Raw genomic sequence first — 16,553 nt, 5'->3', positions numbered from 1 at the left:
GTGCCGACCTCACCCGTACCGAAGGGCGGGCACCGACCGACGCTGCGAGCGGCTGAGCGTCACCCTGACAAAGAGATGGGATCTGCCCTGCTCAGAGGGCCTTCCGCAGCAGAACGCACACCGTCTCGTGGCGACGGATCGACCCGTCGGGCCCTTCCTCGTCCCAGGAGTCCGGGGCGCGCCCGTACGCGACATAGCCCAGGCGCTCGTACAGAGCGCGGGCCCGGGGGTTGTCCTCCTCCACCGCGAGCTGTGCCCTGAGCAGCCCGCGGCGGAGGACCCGCTCTTCGGCGGCTCGGACGAGCAGGGTCCCCAGGCCGCGGCCCTGGAGCGCCGGGAGCACGGCGAGCTGCCACAGGGTCCCGGCTCCCTCGGAGACCTGGTAGTCGATGCCGCCGATCGCCACCGGCAGATCCACCGGCGTGCACACGGCCAGGTACTCCACCTCGCCCTCCGCGGCACGCGCCAGCTGCCGTTCCACGCTGCGCAGGTGGACGGCCGATCCCGACCAGCCGCACATCGGCAGATCCCGGGGCAGCAGATCCCGCACGCCGACGGGCAGGATGACGGTGGTGTCGTCTTCAGTGGTCACACCCAGGAGCATGCCGACGGCAGCGAGGGCACGGCAACGGGAATTCCTCACCCAGCACCCCGGCGAGGAGCGGGCGAGCAGCCGTACGCCGCCCGCGTGGGCCCTCGTCGACGCCGTCCGCGAGGGCCGGGACGGGAGCTGCCCGAGCGGAACCCGCGCGACGGGCCCCCACGGGGTGCGGCCCGTCGACCGTGCCGTGCGGTCGACGTGCCTTCCCGGCCGGTGGCGCAGGCGGATCAGCGCAGTCCGGCGAAGAGATCGTCCTCGGGCAGGGCCGCGCCGGTGGAGTCCTGGACCCGTACGAAGGTCTCCACGCCCATCAACTCGCCGAACCTCTCCTTGCCCATCTTGAGGAAGAAGATGTTCTCGCCCTGACTGGCGTGCGCGGCCAGCGCGTCGAACTTCTGACCGCTGAACGCCGTGGCGTCCACCCACGTGGTGATCTCGTCGTCGGGGAGGCCGATCTCGGCCAGCGCGGCGGCCTCGGCGGGATCCGGCTCCGGCATGTCCTCACCGAACTCGCGCATGATGTCGCCGAAGCTCCGCATCATCGAGCGGGGCATCGTGGTCCAGTACACCTTCGGTGTGAGCGCGCTCATCTCCAGCGCCGCCATCGTGATGCGGTGGGCCTGGATGTGGTCGGGGTGGCCGTAGAAGCCGTTCTCGTCGTAGGTGACGACCACATCAGGCCGGTAGTGCCGCATGAGTTCCGCGAGTCGGGCCGCGCCTTCCTGCACGGGGGTCCGCCAGAAGGATCCGGGGGCGTCGTTGCTCGCCCATCCCGCCATCCCGGAGTCGGCATAGTCCAGCATCTCCAGATCGCTGACCTTCAGCACGTCACAACTCGCCTTGAGTTCCTGACGGCGCATCGAGGCGACCGCCGCCGGGTCGTGCCCCGGCTCACCCGGCTTGGCACCTCCCGGTCCGTCACCGCAACCGCCGTCGGTACACGTCACGAGAACCGTGCGGATGCCTTCCGCCGCGTACCGTGCGAGGACTCCCCCGGTTCCGGTGGCCTCGTCGTCGGGGTGGGCGTGTACCGCCATGAGCGTCAAGGGCCGGTCAGTCATGAAACAGTCCTCCTGCGGACATACGTCGTGGTTCGGGTGCGCGGCGCGTGTATCACGATCCCGGGGCCCGGATCCTGGTGGGCGGACGACTTCATGATCTCCGCGTTTCCCCCGTGCGGCGCCGGGCCCCGGTCGATGCAACCTCGCCGGCCGGACCGCTGTTCCCGGCGCGACCGCTCGGCTTCGCCGGCGTCGGCGTCTCCACGCGAACGCGGTGGAGGGACGACCCGCACGTCTCAACGCCATGGCTTCTCGTGTCGGCTCCATGACCTGCGCCTTTCGCTGCCCCAGGCCGCCTCATTCGGCGAGCCGTGTCAACGCGAGCCCGCCTCCCCCCGGCCCTGGCCCCGGCCCGCCGGTCGGCTGATCCGGCCGGGATCCCCGTCTCGTCCTCGGCGGGCATCCGGTGACAGCGTCCGCTCCGGTGCCTGGAAGCCGCCGATCCGCTGCTCGAGCAGCTCGGCCAGTTTCAGCGGGGTGCGGTCCTCGAACATCGGACCGATGAGCTGCACCCCCACCGGCAGTCCCTCGGGAGACCGGCCCGCCGGTACGGCGGTGGCGGGCAGACCCGGCATCGTGGCCAGGCCGGCCCAGACGAGCTGGTCGAAGTACGGGTACTCGACGCCGTCGATGTCGATCCGGCGTTCCCTCGGATCGGGGTGGTGGTCGTGCGGGAACGCGGGGGTGGGCGTGATGGGACAGACCACGGCGTCGAACTCGGCGAAGAACCGCCGCCAGCCATGGCGGTGGAGTTCGCGACGACCGTTCGTCCCGATCCAGTCGCGGTGACTGAACACCATGGCGCGCAGCCGCGCCGCATCGAGACTCCGGTCGTCCGCGTCCAGTCCGGCGGCGCGGGCCTGCAAGTGTTCGTACGATTCGACGGGGAACCGCGCGACGGAGCCGGAGAACAGCAACTGCGTGTACAGGACGGCGGCTTCGGTCAGATCGGGCAGCAGCGGACTGTCCCGCGCGACGCGGGCGCCGCCGTCGACCAGCGCGTCAACCACCCGGTCCACGCCCGCCCGCACAGCGGACCCGGTCGGAATGAGCGGATGCTCGTCGAGGACCAGGACCCGGAAGTCCCGCAGCCTCTCGTGGCGCGCGGGCGGCAGCCTCACCTGGTGCGCCAGACCGAGCGTCAGCGGGTCCGGACCGGCCATGACGTCGAGCAGGAGCGCGAGGTCCCGGGCGCCGCGCGCCATCGGACCGACGACGGCGAGGTCCATGTCGACGGGCCATGCCGGCTCCGGCGGCGGGACCATACCGCGGGTCGCCGCCAGCCCGAGCGTCGGCTTGTGTGCGTAGACACCGCAGAAATGTGCCGGGGTACGCAACGAACCGGCGAGGTCGGAGCCGATGGACAGCGCGCCGAACCCGGACGCCAGAGCCGCCGCCGATCCGCCGGAGGACCCACCCGGCGTACGAGCGTGGTCCCAGGGGTTGTTGGTGGTGCCGTAGAGGTCGTTGAAACTCTGCACGTCCTGCAGGCCGAAAGGCACATTGGTCTTGCCGAGCACCACCGCGCCGGCGGCCTTGAGCCGCGACACCTGCACCGCGTCCTCGGCCGGCAGGTGGTCCCGGTGGTGCGGCATACCCCAGGTCGTGGGCAGCCCGGCGACGTCGTAGGACTCCTTGACCGTCACCGGGATGCCGAGCAGCGGCCGGTCCTCACCGCGGGCGCGCGCCCGGTCGGCACCGCGCGCGGCGGCCCGCGCACGGTCGAAGTCCGGCACACAGATCGCGTGGATCGTCTCGTCGTCCCGCTCGATACGGGCGATCGCCTCGTCGGTCAGTTCCGCCGAGGTCACTTCACCGGCACGCAGGGCACCAGCGAGTTCTTCGGCCGTCGGAAAGTTCTCCATGAACGCGACCGTAGCGACCACGGGTCGGGGCCATAAAACACCTTTTGGCACAACAGGTTGAACCTCAGCACCTTCTGCGCGATGTGGTTGGCGTAGCGGCACGCTTTTGGGCACATGCCGCCGACGACGTCGATATCAGCACCCGAAGCCGCGTCGATGTGACGCCGAGTTCGTGCCGGTCAACTGTCATGCCCGTTCCGTGACGTGATCGGCACGGGCCCGCGGCCGGCATGCCGCTGGCGACATGCTCTCCGACGTCCTGATGGCCGTGCTCGACCGGCTGAGCCAGGCCGCCGGGCACGTGGATGCCGTGGTCCCCAGCCACGGCGCCATTGCCGAAGGTCCCGAGGTGGCGGCCCGCCTCGCCGCCGATCGCGCCTGCGTCGACGCGCTCCGGCGAGGAGAGGGACCGGTCGAGCGCGTCTGGGGCCGCACGCGGAGTGGCTCTCCGGCCCCCACCGGTCGAACCTGGAGCGGGCCCGGGAGCGGTAGGGCCCGGGTGCCCTGCCGGGCCGGCCGGATCGCCCCTGACCGAGCCGGCCGTCTGGCTGCGGCCCCCGGTCCGCAGTGCGGACCTGGACCTCGTCGGAAGGCAGGCGTCCCGGCTCCTCCCGGCCCTGATCATGCGGCAAGGCCCTCACTCGCCAGTTGACGAGTACACGCGAGCGGCCGGCACCGCCGACGCATCCGCGCGTCCGACCTCGTGGCGGCGAATAGTGACCGGAAAGCCGCCCGGGCGCAACCCGTGACGGAAGGAAGACCGCCACCGGATTCCAGGTTCACCCGTTCGGCCCACCTCGACTCCCGTGCGCAGGAGGCAAGGTCTTCACTTGCGGTGAGGACGGGTCTTCCCGACGGGCCATCGCTCACAAGCCGAGGCCCAGCGGGGAGACAGCCCCCCGACGCCTTGTCAAAGGAGTCGTTCATGACCGTCATGCGCAAGCTGAGCGATGCCGCGTCGACCACCCCACTCCCGCTCGGGACCGTCGCCGCCGTCGCCGCCGTCCGTCCACCGGTGGTCTCGTCACCGCCGGCCAGGGCCGCCGGAGCCACTCCCCCGTGGGTCGGCACCCGCCGCTCCGTCCAGAAAACCGTGCGACCGAGTCAGCGCCACGACGCGATGCCGGCGTCTCCCCTCCCACGGAGTTCGGCCGCCGCCCCTCAGGCCGTGCGAGACGGCCGGCCCGGCGCGAGTGGTCACGGCCGCGCCAACTGACCGAACGTCCTCGCCGTCGAGCGACACCGCTCGTTCACCGGCCGCATCACAGCGCCCGCGGATCACAGACCGCTGCCCGGACTGTGGCTACCAGCGGCCGCGATCCCGACCAACCCCACGTGAAGGGTCAAGCCCATGCCCATCCTGTGCCATCCCGCCGTCGACGTCCCCGAGTACGTCATCACCGCTGAGGAAACGCTCGCCCTTGCCGAGCGTCAGCACGCCGACCATCCTGAGCTGGCCCTGGCGCTCAGGCTCATCCGCAACACCGGGGTGAGCAAGCGCCATCTCGTCCAGCCCATCGAACAGACCTTGAGCCACCCCGGTTTCGAGGAGCGCAACCGCACCTACGAGGTGCAGGCCAAGAAGCGGGTGCCCGCCGTCGTACGGCGTGCTCTGGACAACGCCGACCTGGCACCGCACGAGATCGACGCCATCATCTACGTGTCCTGCACGGGATTCATGATGCCGTCCCTGACCGCCTGGCTGATCAACCGGATGGGCTTCCGTCCGAACACCCGCCAACTCCCCATAGCCCAACTGGGCTGTGCCGCGGGCGGCGCGGCGATCAACCGGGCTCATGACTTCTGCGTCGCCCACCCCGGCAGCAACGTTCTCATCGTGTCCTGCGAGTTCTGCTCCCTGTGCTACCAGCCGAGTGACCTGGACATCGGATCGTTGCTGTCCGACGGGCTGTTCGGCGACGCGGTCGCGGCCGCGGTCGTGCGCGGCCAGGACGGCCACGGAGTACGCCTGGAACGCAACGCCTCCTACCTGATCCCGCACACCGAGGAATGGATCTCCTACGCCGTCAAGCCGACCGGATTCCACTTCCGGCTCGACAAGCGCGTACCGACCACCATGGAACCGCTCGCCCCGGTCCTGCGCGAACTCGCCGCCGCACACGGCTGGGACGCCTCACGGCTCGGTTTCTACATCATTCACGCCGGCGGTCCCCGGATCCTCGACGACCTGTGCTCGTTCCTGGGTGTCCACCCCCATGCCTTCCGCCACAGCCGGGCGACGCTCACGCAGCACGGCAACATCGCCAGCGCCGTGGTTCTCGACGCCCTCAGGCGCCTGTTCGAGGAAGGGGAGACCGCCGACGGATCGCCTGGCATCATCGCCGGCTTCGGCCCCGGCATCACCGCCGAAATGGCCGTCGGCAGATGGGCCGCCGCACCGGCGCACCGTGCCCCGACCCGCTCCGCGGCCAGGCAGCGAGTCGTCACCCGGCAGACGGGCAAGCCGGTCGGGGCTCAGGCGTCGCAGACCGTCGATCTCTGGTCGCTCTCCCCAGGCACGATGTGATACCCGGCCGTGATCCCTCGGTTGACCGCCGACGCTGGTACGACGGCCCGCGCCATGGCCCGCCGTGAAGGTCAGCGATCCCCGGTGGGAGTGTGCAGGACGCCGGCGGCCTCCGGACCGATGGGCGCCGCCGGCGGCGCCTCGACGGCGGCAAGACTCTCCCGGGCCGCAGCGACCACCGAGTCGGCGGTGAGACCGAACTGCTCGTACAGCACGGTGTAGGCCGCGCTGGCACCGTAGTGGTCGAGACCGACGATGCGGCCGGCGTCGCCGACGAAGTCCCGCCACCCCATGGGCACGCCGGCCTCGACGCTGACCCGGGCGCGCACCGTCGGCGGCAGCACCTGCTCCCGATAGGTCCGGTCCTGGGCCGCGAACCACTCCCAGCACGGCAGTGACACGACCCTCGTCGGGACGCCGTCGGCCTCCAGCACCTCTCGGGCGGCGAGGGCGATCTGGACCTCGGACCCGGTGCCCAGCAGGATGACCTCGGGGGTGCCGCCGGAGGCCTCGGCCAGCACGTAACCGCCTCTGGCGACGCCCTCGGCCGACGCCAACTCCGTACGGTCGAAGACGGGCAGGTTCTGCCGGGACAACGAGATCCCGGCCGGACGGTCGTTGTGCTCGAGGATGGTGCGCCACGCCACCGCGGTCTCATTCGCGTCGGCCGGGCGGACGAAGTCCAGGCCGGGGATGGCGCGCAGCGCCGCGTAGTGCTCGATCGGCTGGTGGGTGGGGCCGTCCTCGCCCAGCCCGATGGAGTCGTGCGTCCACACGTACGTGACCGGGAGCTGCATGAGCGCGGCCAGCCGCACGGCACCGCGCATGTAGTCGGAGAAGGTGAGGAACGTGCCGCCGTACACGCGCGTCCCGCCGTGCAGGGCGATGCCGTTCATGATCGCGCCCATGGCGTGCTCGCGGACCCCGAAGTGCAGCGTGCGCCCGTACGGGCCGCCCGACCACATCTTGGTCTGCCGGTCCGCGGGCAGGAACGACGCCTCGCCCTTGACCGCGGTGTTGTTGCTCTCCGCCAGGTCGGCCGAACCACCCCACAGCTCCGGTACGACCGGGTAGAGGGCAGCGAGGACCTCGCCGGAGGCCTTCCGGGTGGCCACGCCCTTCGGATCGGCTTCCCAGGTCGGCAGGGAGTCCGCCCAGCCCTCCGGCAGCCTGCGGTCCGTGAGCCGCTCCAGCAGCGCGGCACCGTCGGGGTTGTCGGCCCGCCACGCGTCGAAGCGCTGCTGCCACTCGGCGTGCGCCTCTTGGCCCCGCTCGGCGACCTTGCGGGCGTGCTCCAGCACCTCCGGGGCGACCTCGAAGGTCGCGTCGGGGTCGAAGCCGAGGATCTCCTTGGTCGCCCGGACCTCGTCCTCGCCGAGCGCCGACCCGTGGGCCGCGCCGGTGTTCTGCTTGGTCGGCGCGGGCCAGCCGATGATCGTCCGCAGCACGATCAGCGACGGGCGGCCGGTCTCGGCGCGGGCGGCGGCCAGCGCGCGGTCGACCGCGGCCAGGTCCTCGCCGTCGTCGATGTGCTGCACGTGCCAGCCGTAGGCCTCGTACCGCTTGCCGACATCCTCGGTGAACGCGATGTCGATGTTGTCCTCGATCGAGATCCGGTTGGCGTCGTAGACCAGGACCAGGTTGCCCAGCTCCTGGGTGCCGGCCAGCGACGACGCCTCGCCGCTGACGCCCTCCTCGAGATCGCCGTCGGAGGCGAACGCCCAGACCGTGTGGTCGAAGACGCTGTCGCCCTCGGGGGCGGTGGGGTCGAACAGGCCGCGCTCGCGGCGGGCGGCCATCGCCATGCCGACCGCGTTGCCGACGCCCTGGCCCAACGGGCCGGTCGTCGTCTCCACCCCCGGCGTGTGATTGACCTCGGGGTGGCCCGGCGTCAGGGAGCCCCAGGTGCGCAGGGCCTCCAGGTCGGAAAGCTGCAGGCCGTAGCCGGAGAGGTAGAGCTGGATGTACAGGGTCAGACTCGAGTGCCCCATAGACAGGACGAAGCGGTCACGTCCGAGCCAGTTGGGATCGCTCGGGTCGTGGCGCAGCCACTTCTGGAACAACAGGTAGGCGGTGGGCGCCATGCTCATCGCGGTGCCGGGGTGGCCGTTGCCGGCCTTCTGCACGGCGTCCATCGCCAGCACGCGCACGGTGTCGATCGCGCGGCGATCGAGATCGCCCATCCCCTCGGGGAGGGTCGGGTGCGGTGAGGAGGGACTGCCGGTGGGCGCGTCGCTCACGGCCTCGGCGGGCGCCTCGGGCCGGGTGCTCTTGGTCCCCGTGGCGGGGTCTGTCTCGTTGGCGGTCATCGGTTGCGGTGCTCCTTCAGGTGGGGCGGTGGACGCGCCGGCCACACGGCTGCGAGGGGTGGCCGAATGCCGGCGCGGGTCCGGCGACGTCAGTCGCGTCAGGCGAGTGGGGCGTCGTCCCGTGCCTTCGCCAGGTCGCCGGGGGTGTGGTGGACGGCGATGGCGCCGGCCTTGTGGAACCCGTCGTCCCCGCAGTCGACGGAACGGACGGCGGCGGCCGGCATGCCCGCTCCTCTCGCCGCGTCGAGATTCTCCGTGCAGTCGCCGACCGTCGCACTCGACAGGTCGGGCGGCGGGCCCGACCGCTTCGGCGCCACCCGCAGCGGGTCCGGCGCGGGCCTGGAGGTCTCGGCGTGGGCGCTAGTGGTCCAGTCGTCGGCGACGTCCCGGGCGTCCAGCTCGTGCGGGGAGCGTTCCCCGTGGCGGTGCCGGCCGGAGCCGGCCGGCACCGGCCGGTGACCTGGCTCCTCGACGGCCACCAGCGGAGCGCGAGCACCGGGCAACGGCGCCATCGCCCTCTCTTCGAGCGGCGCGTGGACGTCCCTGCCGTGCTCGTCACGGGCCCGATCGCCCGCCCGGCACTCCGGTTCCCGGCCTCTCGCTGCCGTGAGCAGCTGGACCCCGCCCACCCCGATCAGCCGCCGGCCCGGACGGGTCTCGCCCACCGGGCGCGGATCCCGGTACCCGGCGAGCGCGTGCTGGAAGTCGGAGTCGATGAGCGTCCCGTCAATGTCAAGGACGGCGATGACGGAGTCGGTCACGCTCACCGGCTACCCATCACTTGGGTGCCCAACCCCACGCTCCCGGCCCGCCCCGACGCCGAAGCTCCCGGTGAGCCGCACCGGCGTGATCGGGAGACCGGCACGAGGGACGTGGATTCGGTCCCGGGAACCCGTCCGCCTCGATCCTGCCGCGCACGCCCGTCCGAGCGGATACGGATCGGGAAGTGCTGGAAGCGACCCTGTCGGTGGCCCCGTCTGGCCCAACCGGGCAGCGGCTGTCGGCCGATTCCTTCGGATGGCCGACGCGCTGGCTCAGCGCAACCCTGAGCGCTACGCAGAGCGCGTCACCGACCGTACGGAGCGACCGCCCATCGTCGCTCCTCCAAGTGGCAGGAGGGCCGGGTGTGGGCCAAGCTCTCCTGCCCGGTGCTCGACGAACTCGGTCCCCGCGGCGAGGGGGAAGGGTCTCGCCGCGCAACCGACTCGGTGAACATGAGGGCACATCGAGAGTTCACCACGACTGGGGCGACACCGCCTGATCACCGAGCGCACGACGTCCTGGCTCGCCGGCTGCCGCCGCCTCCCCCGCCCTGTGAGCGCGAGACCGAGCATCTCCTCGCCTTCACCAGCCTCGCCTGCGCTCCTGTCCGCTACTGCGGACTCGCCTCCTGATTCGCCGGTGCGGGACGAGTGCGTCGGCGTGACGAGCCCTCGACGGGCAACCCCGCCACGAACGCTGAGAGGTCGGACGCTCCAGGCGGCGCCTGCCCCTTGAGGAACCGCTGGTAGTGGTAGGCCACGAGACGGCGCAGGTCTGCCTCGGCCGGTTCCTCACCCGTGAGTTCGAGGGCGACCCGATGTGGCTCACCCGTCATGCGCAACGGTCGGGCCAGGGCATCGAACCCACAGACGTACTCATCGGGCATCTCCCACCATGCCTCGGCGAACGCTCGGTCCTGGAGGACGTACATGTGGTGATCGTCATCAAAGAGGATCACGGGCCCGATCGGCGTAGTCACTCGAGTGAGTATGGCGCACCACGGGACTCGGGGAGAATCACGACGCCATCTCATAGGGCCGTGCTCGAACTGGCCGGGTGCGCATCCGATGTACAGGGCTGCGAAGACGTCGTCGGCGCTGCCGTGTGAGGGCGACCCCGGTGGGTGGCCGCGGTGTCTCCCGCGCTCCTCTTTCCAGCTTTGTACACCGCATGGCCCCGTGGGCACCGGGACGTCCGACGCGGCCAGCCGCCCACAGCGGTTCATCCCCGGACCCAAGCACCGCCCCGGTGTCAGCGGAAGTAGGTGTCACAGAGCCCCTTGACGGACGGCGGCACGGGCGCCTGGTGCGACAACGCGCACAGGGAGTTCAGGTCGTAGGTGGCGGTCGCCGGCTGTCGGGGACGCGGCGGGAGGACCCGAGGCCGGGGCGTCGCCGGGGCCGCCGGCCGAGCCCGTGGACGGGCGGGACGGGCGGGAACGGGAGGCGTAGCCGTCCGCCGCCGCTCCGGTGCACGGGTCCGCGGGCGCTCTTCGCGAGCGGGGGCCCTCGCGGCTCGCTGCTCCTCCACCACTGGGACTTCGCGGCCGCCACCCCGCGGCCTCCGGGTGGTGTCGGTCGTGACGAGGGCGGTGCGGGCGGGCGGCTGGCTCGCGCGTCCCACATCGGACGGCGTACTGGCGGCGGAGCGGCCGGAGGACGGGAGGGGAGACGGTGTCCGCGCGGCGGCCGCCATCAGGGAAGGCGGCGGCGGTTCAGACGGACCGACCGTGGGGACGGAGACGCATCCGCCGACGCAGAGGGCGGCGGCCAGAAGGGCGATGTGGGCGAGTGGGTGGCGCATGCCTCCAGGGTGGCCGTCCGGCAGGCGGTGCCGGGGCAGCCTCGCGGGTGATCACCGGCACGGGTGACGCTTCGGCCTTCGACCACGTACGGGCCAGGACGACACGGCCGGCCTGCTGGGACGCCGACACCGTCCGACCGCCGCACCGTTCGCTTCTCGACGGCCGGTCTCGCGGGCCGGTGTGCGTCACGTTGGAAGGTCCCGGCCGCCGGCTGGTCGACGTGCGTTGCGGTGGCGGGGCTGACGATCAGGTAGGGAGCCGGTGCCGAGCGGACGTCGACGGTGGCACTCGATCGGCGGGCCCTCGGTCGGCACTTCAACCCTTCGCAGGCCCCACTCCCCGCCGACCGACGTGCGGCTTCCGCACCTCCTCTGCCGTTCGTACCGTCTGGCAAGACGGCACGAGCGCGGCGCCGCGCCGATAAATCAAGTGCGCACCTGCTCGGGAGACTGTCACCGTCACTGTCGTGACCTTGATGGACGTACTCGTCTCCTTCGCCCGTACCGGCCGGGTCGGGCCTCTGCACTGCGGAATGTCCCTGGCCGAGGCCGAAGACCTCCTCGGTCCGGGGCGCCCGCACCCCGCGCACATCCTGTGCCCCGGTATCGACGGCTACCCCTACTCCTGGGACGGGCTACAGCTGATGGTCACTCAGAGGGCGGTCAGCGGCATCTGGATCAACCTCTGGCCCGGTTCGACGGCCAGACTCCCGCCGCTCGTCCTGACCGAGTCCGAGTCGTTCGAGGCCACCGTCCTCCGTGAGGACCTGACCGCCGCCCTCGACGACGCAGGCTGCCGGCATGTGGTCAACAGCAGGCTGACCTTCGGCCGGCAGTCCAGCCTCGTCACCCAACCTGCCGACGTCTGCGCGGTGTTCAGCCTGCCGGGACGGGACAACCACGTACCGCACCGTGACCGGCACCATCTCGACGTGATGCACCTGCGCAGGGCATGACTTCGCTGATTCCACGGAGTCACCCCGTTCACGCCACCCTCGTCCTACGGTCTTCGTGCAGGCGGTGGCCCGGTCCCGGCGGATGATCTCCGCTCCGGGAAGCCACCGGCCGGCCGGAGTGGGGCTGGGCTTCGCGGACACCGTCGTCCTGACCGGCGCGGGCGTGAGGGCTCCGCGGACGGACGCGGCGGGCGGAGTCGGCCCGGCCGCCGCGCGGCCGGTTCTCGGGCCGGGCTGCCGTGCGGCCACGTCGGCCCGCGACCGTCCCGCCCCGGTCTTCACGGCCGAGGCGCTGACGCGGTGCTGGAACACGGCTTCAGCACTTCTTCGTGGCCACGCCGTCTTCCCCAGTGGGAGGTCGGCTTCATCCGAACGGCCCAGGTCGGCTTCATCCCAACGGCCCAGCAGTCGATGTGCCGGTGGGACGCACGATCAGGCGGCCGAGCGGCGCGTCGCGCGGCGCGGGTGGGTGGATCAGGTGACGATGTTCTCCGCGTGGGAGCACTTCAGCCCGTACACGGCGTCGAACGTGACTCTCTGGCCCTCCAGGAGGCCCGCCAGCTCGTGATCGGCGATGTACGAGTAGTGGGCGTACACGTCCGTGCCGTCACCGTCCTGCTCGATGAAGCCGAAACCCCGTGCCGCGTTGAACCACTTCACTGTGCCAGTCGCCATTTTATTCCCTCCCTTTCACAGCCGGTCAGTCAGCTGCGCAGCGGCACGCCGCGTGCCGCGCAGATAAACTGGATCACACCGAACACCTACAAAAACCGAGCGAAATCAATTTGACGATAGCACGACATCCAGATGCCGTGTTTCCTGGATTGCATCCTGCCATTGCGCCCATTGATTTAGCCGCCTTTTGTACGCACATATTCTGCCGTCACGCCAGCAGATATACCCGGGCAGGTACGTGCGGGCCGGCACGGCCGTGCGCAGGGGGGCCGCGACCGTCGACGTGGGCGCCCTCGGACTTGCCCCAGTGGACGGGCAGCAAGAAACGGCTGGGCCCGCACCGAAATCGGTACGGGCCCAGCCGCTACGCGCGCGCCGTTATCAGGCGGGAACGATGTTCTCCGCCTGCGGGCCCTTCTGGCCCTGCGTGACGTCGAAGCTCACCTTCTGGCCTTCCTGCAGCTCACGGAAGCCAGAGGCGGCGATGTTCGAGTAGTGAGCGAAGACGTCGGCGCCGCCGCCGTCCTGCTCGATGAAGCCGAATCCCTTTTCCGCGTTGAACCACTTCACGGTGCCAGTAGCCATGTCATATCTCCTTCGGGGCAATACCCGTGGGACCCGCACTGTGCACGTCCCGCGTCGCTGTGATGATGACCCCGTCCGGAATGGGTAACCGGCATTACAAAGTGCACCCGTCGATCCAGGGGACCGCAGGAGCACCCGAAGTTTTCGGACATCACAACTGCAACTGAAAGAACAGTAGCACGGCATAACCGGCCGTGCGCAAGTCCTGGCGAAGCCACCGCCATTCTCAAGCCATGCAGCGACAAACCCTCACCGCGCATGAAACGGATATCTACTTCGACCACGACAGAATATGCAGTGCGACGTGGGTGACGCGGACCGCTCGGCGAGGGGACGGCGCGGGAGGATCGCCCGAAGCTCGGACCATCGCGCCGCTTCCAGCGCCCCCTGATCGCCCGGCCCAGCGCTGTTCGCCCAGCTCGCTCGACGCGCCCAACGCCTCGTCCAGCGGTTCGGACAACGGAGTCGTCCGGTCGCCGGCCGTCCACGCGTCGAGGTGGCGTCGAGGCAGGAGATCGCCGAGGCGACGGGGCCCGAGCGCGCGGATCTTCGACGGACGCGGAGACGCCGCCCAGCCTGGGGCGATTCGGCACCGAAATGCTCTGCCGGCCCCGCGTCCTCTCCCACTGGCGCGTCATCGGAGCACAGGCGTCACTGAGCAGCCGCATCAGGCTCCCAACGCGCCGACCGGTACGGCCGATGGCGGGGCGGGCAACGGTGCTTGAGAGGTCCGCGGACGCGGTGCGTCGGCCGGAGCCGTCCGCCTGGTCAGCGAGAGGCGGCCGGTGCGCTCCCTGATGCGTGGGAGCCCACCGGCCGCGGAGTGCAGTCCTGTCGAGAGGCGGGGCGCGTTCGCGACGCCCCTGCCCGTCGGACGCGAGGCGTGTTTACGCCGCGCCCTCGAGGAAGGCATCGTCGTTCATCATCGCGGCGCCCAGCCCGCCCAGGATCTCCTCGAAGTCCAGCTCGGTGGCACCGGCCGGGGCCGTGGGGGTCTTGCCCTCACTCATCCTCACCACCAGACCCAGCTTCTTCACCTTCGCGTTCTCGGCCAGCTTGGCGAGGTCGACGGAGACCTCGGTCAGCTCGCCGTTCTTGAGGGTGAAGTCCGCCGTGACCTCGGTGTTGGGGGCGTCCTTGAGGTCCTTGTCCGTGGGCAGTTCCACGCCCGGCGGCAAGTGCTTCGCGAGCGGACCGATCTCTCCGAGGAACTCCGTGATCAGCGTGCGGAACGGAGCGGTGGCGGTGATGTGCTCGGAACCGTCCTTGTCGCTGGCCGTCTTGAAGTCCACTTCGCGAGCGATCGTCTTGCGCAGGGCCTCCAGCAGGTCCTTCTGCGTCTTGGCGTCGAGCGTGGGCTCCGGCGCGGGCTTCGCACCGGGCTCCGCTTCCATTTCGGCGGTGGACTGCTCCATCTTCTTGGTGTCGATCTTCACCCACTCGCCCTCGAGCGCCTTCTTCAGCCCGCTCGCCTCGGGGGGCAGGTCCTGCATCGACGGTACGGGGAAGCCCATCGCCTTGCTGAGGGCTTCCACGTCGGAGCGGACGTAGGTGTAGTCACCGATGACCCGGTACTCGGTGAGGTCACCGTCCTTGCCGCTGATCTTCATCGCCATCCCGACGTAGTCCTTCTCACCGGACTCCGCGATCGGCTTCTTCGACTGCACGGTGACACTGACCTTCGCGCCACTCAACAGGCTGGCGACCTCGTCGGGCATCTCGTCACCCGGCTCCGGGTCCGAGGAGGCGTCCAGCGCCTTCAGGCTCCGGGCGTCGGTGTCCAGGTCGAGTTCGAAGGAGATCGCCTTCTTCTCGGCGAGCTTCTCGAAGGCCTGGTCGAGCTTCCTCCCGGCGGAGAGTTGCTCCACGGTGCCGCAGGCGGCCGAACCCGCCAGGACGGCGCCGACAACCGCGGTGGCGGTCAAGGTTTTACGTATGGCGGTAATGATGGTCTCCTCGTCAGGGATCACAGCGTGATCCCTGACGAAGACTCATGACGCCATCGAATGGTTGCCCTGCCGTGTGCGCGATGTTGAACAACCGGAGCAGCCGCAGGAGTTCGGTCTCACCGTCGCCGGTCGGGGCGGCGGTGCCGGGTCGGAAGATGTGCGGCGGAACGAGTCCTCGCAGCGCCTGTCACACATGGAAGCGTGCCTGTCACCACATGGACCGGACGACTCCCACCTCGCCTGCTCCGGTCAGCCCGGTGTCCTCAGCCGACCGCACCCCGACCGGACGCCTCCTCTTCCTCGAAAAACCCACAGCACGCAGCCAGTTGGGGCATCGGCAGAACCGTCGACGCCCGGAGACCCTGCCCGCCCTGGGCAGACCCGTCGGGACCCGGACCGGGGTGGCATCGAAGCTGTCAGCTGGGCTACGTTGTGCGGCGATGACTACCGGGACGGCCTTGCGCCACACACGGATCGGTGACCCGGCGCTCCTCTGAGCGCCGTACGGGCCCGTGTCGGCCCGCTCCTGGTGCGAGGAGCCGGCGCTGCCGCGCGGGCCCCGCCTCCTGTCGTGTTGATCACCGCTCGACACGTCAACCCATGACAGGAGAACTCATGCGCACCAAGACGTTGCACATTCCCACCGCGGACGGCCGGGCCGACGCCTTCGCCGCCTTCCCCGACCGCGGTGAGCGGCACCCGGGGGTGCTGATGTACGCGGACGGCTTCGGCATCCGGCCCGTACTGCGGGAGATGGCCCGCGAACTGGCCGGCAACGGGTACTACGTGCTCGTTCCCAACTTCTTCTACCGCCATGGCCCGGCACCGGTGCTCGAGCTTCCCGAGCACATCGGAGAAGAGGCTCGACCCGCCGTCTTCGCGCAGTTGATGCCCTTGATCGAGGCACACACCGCCGAGCGCGTCCTCCGCGACGCCGACGCCTATCTCGGGTTCCTCACCACGCAGCCCGAAGTGGGCGCCGGACCGGTCGCGGTGACCGGCTACTGCATAGGCGGCCTGCTGGCGATGCGCACCGCCGCGGCCCACCCCGGTCTGGTGGCCGCGGTCGCCGCATTCCATGGCCCGGTCGGCGCCGACGGGCCGGACAGCTTCTCCAAGCTCACCGCCCAAGTCCATCTCGGCCACGCCGAGGGCGACATGACGCCCGAAGCCCTCGGCGAGCTGAACCAGGCCCTGGACACCGCGGGAGTCGACTACACCTCCGAGATCTACCCCGGCACCATCCACGGCTTCACCATGTCCGACACCGACGCCTTCGACCCCGGCGCGCTGCAGCGCCATTGGGACCGCCTGCTGCCCCTCCTCGACCGCACCTTGACCGACAGTTGAGGCGGGACCGGTAAGGGGACGGCGTCTCCGCCGGCGCCGGATCCAGTTGCGTACGTGGCCGCAGTCGTCGCGCTTGTCCGCGCACGGCTGGGCCGGGTCGACGACGCCTG

Annotated in this window: 12 protein-coding genes; 3 read left to right on the top strand and 9 right to left on the bottom strand. The window is 70.5% G+C overall.

Going from position 1 to position 16,553, the window contains the following annotated elements:
* Positions 1-91: 91 nt before the first annotated feature.
* From ACFYO5_RS10180 to ACFYO5_RS10170, 3 genes are all read right to left on the bottom strand, one after another.
* A complete protein-coding gene (locus ACFYO5_RS10180) occupies positions 92-604 on the bottom strand; it encodes a GNAT family N-acetyltransferase (RefSeq protein WP_388707188.1) in 513 nt (170 codons plus the stop codon).
* Positions 605-828: 224 nt separating this feature from the next.
* Positions 829-1,662, bottom strand: a complete 834-nt coding sequence (locus tag ACFYO5_RS10175) for a PIG-L family deacetylase (protein ID WP_388706475.1) — start codon at positions 1,660-1,662, stop codon at positions 829-831.
* Positions 1,663-1,976: 314 nt separating this feature from the next.
* A complete protein-coding gene (locus tag ACFYO5_RS10170; protein WP_388706472.1) occupies positions 1,977-3,527 on the bottom strand; it encodes an amidase in 1,551 nt (516 codons plus the stop codon).
* 1,351 nt (positions 3,528-4,878) lie between these two features.
* Between ACFYO5_RS10170 and ACFYO5_RS10165 the strand changes: the two genes are divergently transcribed.
* Positions 4,879-6,054, top strand: coding sequence for a type III polyketide synthase (locus ACFYO5_RS10165; protein WP_388706469.1), 1,176 nt, complete (start codon positions 4,879-4,881; stop codon positions 6,052-6,054).
* A 71-nt stretch (positions 6,055-6,125) separates the two neighbouring features.
* Here the strand turns inward: ACFYO5_RS10165 and tkt are convergent, their stop codons facing one another.
* The 3 genes from tkt to ACFYO5_RS10150 all read right to left on the bottom strand — a co-directional run bounded on the left by tkt (position 6,126) and on the right by ACFYO5_RS10150 (position 10,104).
* Entirely contained in the window at positions 6,126-8,363 is a 2,238-nt protein-coding gene (gene tkt, locus ACFYO5_RS10160; protein WP_388706467.1) for a transketolase, read from the bottom strand.
* A gap of 98 nt (positions 8,364-8,461) precedes the next feature.
* A complete protein-coding gene (locus ACFYO5_RS10155; RefSeq protein ID WP_388706464.1) occupies positions 8,462-9,124 on the bottom strand; it encodes an HAD family hydrolase in 663 nt (220 codons plus the stop codon).
* A 611-nt stretch (positions 9,125-9,735) separates the two neighbouring features.
* Entirely contained in the window at positions 9,736-10,104 is a 369-nt protein-coding gene (locus tag ACFYO5_RS10150; protein WP_388706462.1) for a hypothetical protein, read from the bottom strand.
* 1,291 nt (positions 10,105-11,395) lie between these two features.
* Here ACFYO5_RS10150 and ACFYO5_RS10145 point away from each other — a divergent pair.
* A complete protein-coding gene (locus ACFYO5_RS10145; protein WP_388706459.1) occupies positions 11,396-11,884 on the top strand; it encodes a hypothetical protein in 489 nt (162 codons plus the stop codon).
* A 474-nt stretch (positions 11,885-12,358) separates the two neighbouring features.
* On the opposite strand, the gene ACFYO5_RS10140 is transcribed toward ACFYO5_RS10145, so the two are convergent.
* The 3 genes from ACFYO5_RS10140 to ACFYO5_RS10130 form a co-directional block, all read right to left on the bottom strand.
* Positions 12,359-12,559: a cold-shock protein gene (locus ACFYO5_RS10140; RefSeq protein ID WP_356568486.1), complete on the bottom strand. Its 201-nt coding sequence runs from the start codon at positions 12,557-12,559 to the stop codon at positions 12,359-12,361.
* Positions 12,560-12,940: 381 nt separating this feature from the next.
* On the bottom strand, positions 12,941-13,144 hold the full coding sequence (locus ACFYO5_RS10135; RefSeq protein WP_033176667.1) for a cold-shock protein: 204 nt from the start codon (positions 13,142-13,144) through the stop codon (positions 12,941-12,943).
* Between the two features lie 887 nt (positions 13,145-14,031).
* Positions 14,032-15,069: a hypothetical protein gene (locus ACFYO5_RS10130; RefSeq protein WP_388706455.1), complete on the bottom strand. Its 1,038-nt coding sequence runs from the start codon at positions 15,067-15,069 to the stop codon at positions 14,032-14,034.
* A gap of 639 nt (positions 15,070-15,708) precedes the next feature.
* Between ACFYO5_RS10130 and ACFYO5_RS10125 the strand changes: the two genes are divergently transcribed.
* A complete protein-coding gene (locus ACFYO5_RS10125) occupies positions 15,709-16,443 on the top strand; it encodes a dienelactone hydrolase family protein (RefSeq protein ID WP_388706453.1) in 735 nt (244 codons plus the stop codon).
* The last annotated feature ends 110 nt before the right edge of the window (positions 16,444-16,553 follow it).

Source organism: Streptomyces sp. NPDC006259 (assembly GCF_042870975.1).
Classification (GTDB): domain Bacteria; phylum Actinomycetota; class Actinomycetes; order Streptomycetales; family Streptomycetaceae; genus Streptomyces.
The sequence above is the reverse complement of the archived record's forward strand: the minus strand, read 5'-3'. Positions and strand labels throughout refer to the sequence as shown.

Coding starts and splice junctions, on each gene's coding strand:
- ACFYO5_RS10180 (WP_388707188.1), bottom strand. CDS start 604: ATGCTCCTGGGTGTGACCACTGAAGACGACACCACCGTCATCCTGCCC.
- ACFYO5_RS10175 (WP_388706475.1), bottom strand. CDS start 1,662: ATGACTGACCGGCCCTTGACGCTCATGGCGGTACACGCCCACCCCGAC.
- ACFYO5_RS10170 (WP_388706472.1), bottom strand. CDS start 3,527: ATGGAGAACTTTCCGACGGCCGAAGAACTCGCTGGTGCCCTGCGTGCC.
- ACFYO5_RS10165 (WP_388706469.1), top strand. CDS start 4,879: ATGCCCATCCTGTGCCATCCCGCCGTCGACGTCCCCGAGTACGTCATC.
- tkt (WP_388706467.1), bottom strand. CDS start 8,363: ATGACCGCCAACGAGACAGACCCCGCCACGGGGACCAAGAGCACCCGG.
- ACFYO5_RS10140 (WP_356568486.1), bottom strand. CDS start 12,559: ATGGCGACTGGCACAGTGAAGTGGTTCAACGCGGCACGGGGTTTCGGC.
- ACFYO5_RS10135 (WP_033176667.1), bottom strand. CDS start 13,144: ATGGCTACTGGCACCGTGAAGTGGTTCAACGCGGAAAAGGGATTCGGC.
- ACFYO5_RS10125 (WP_388706453.1), top strand. CDS start 15,709: ATGCGCACCAAGACGTTGCACATTCCCACCGCGGACGGCCGGGCCGAC.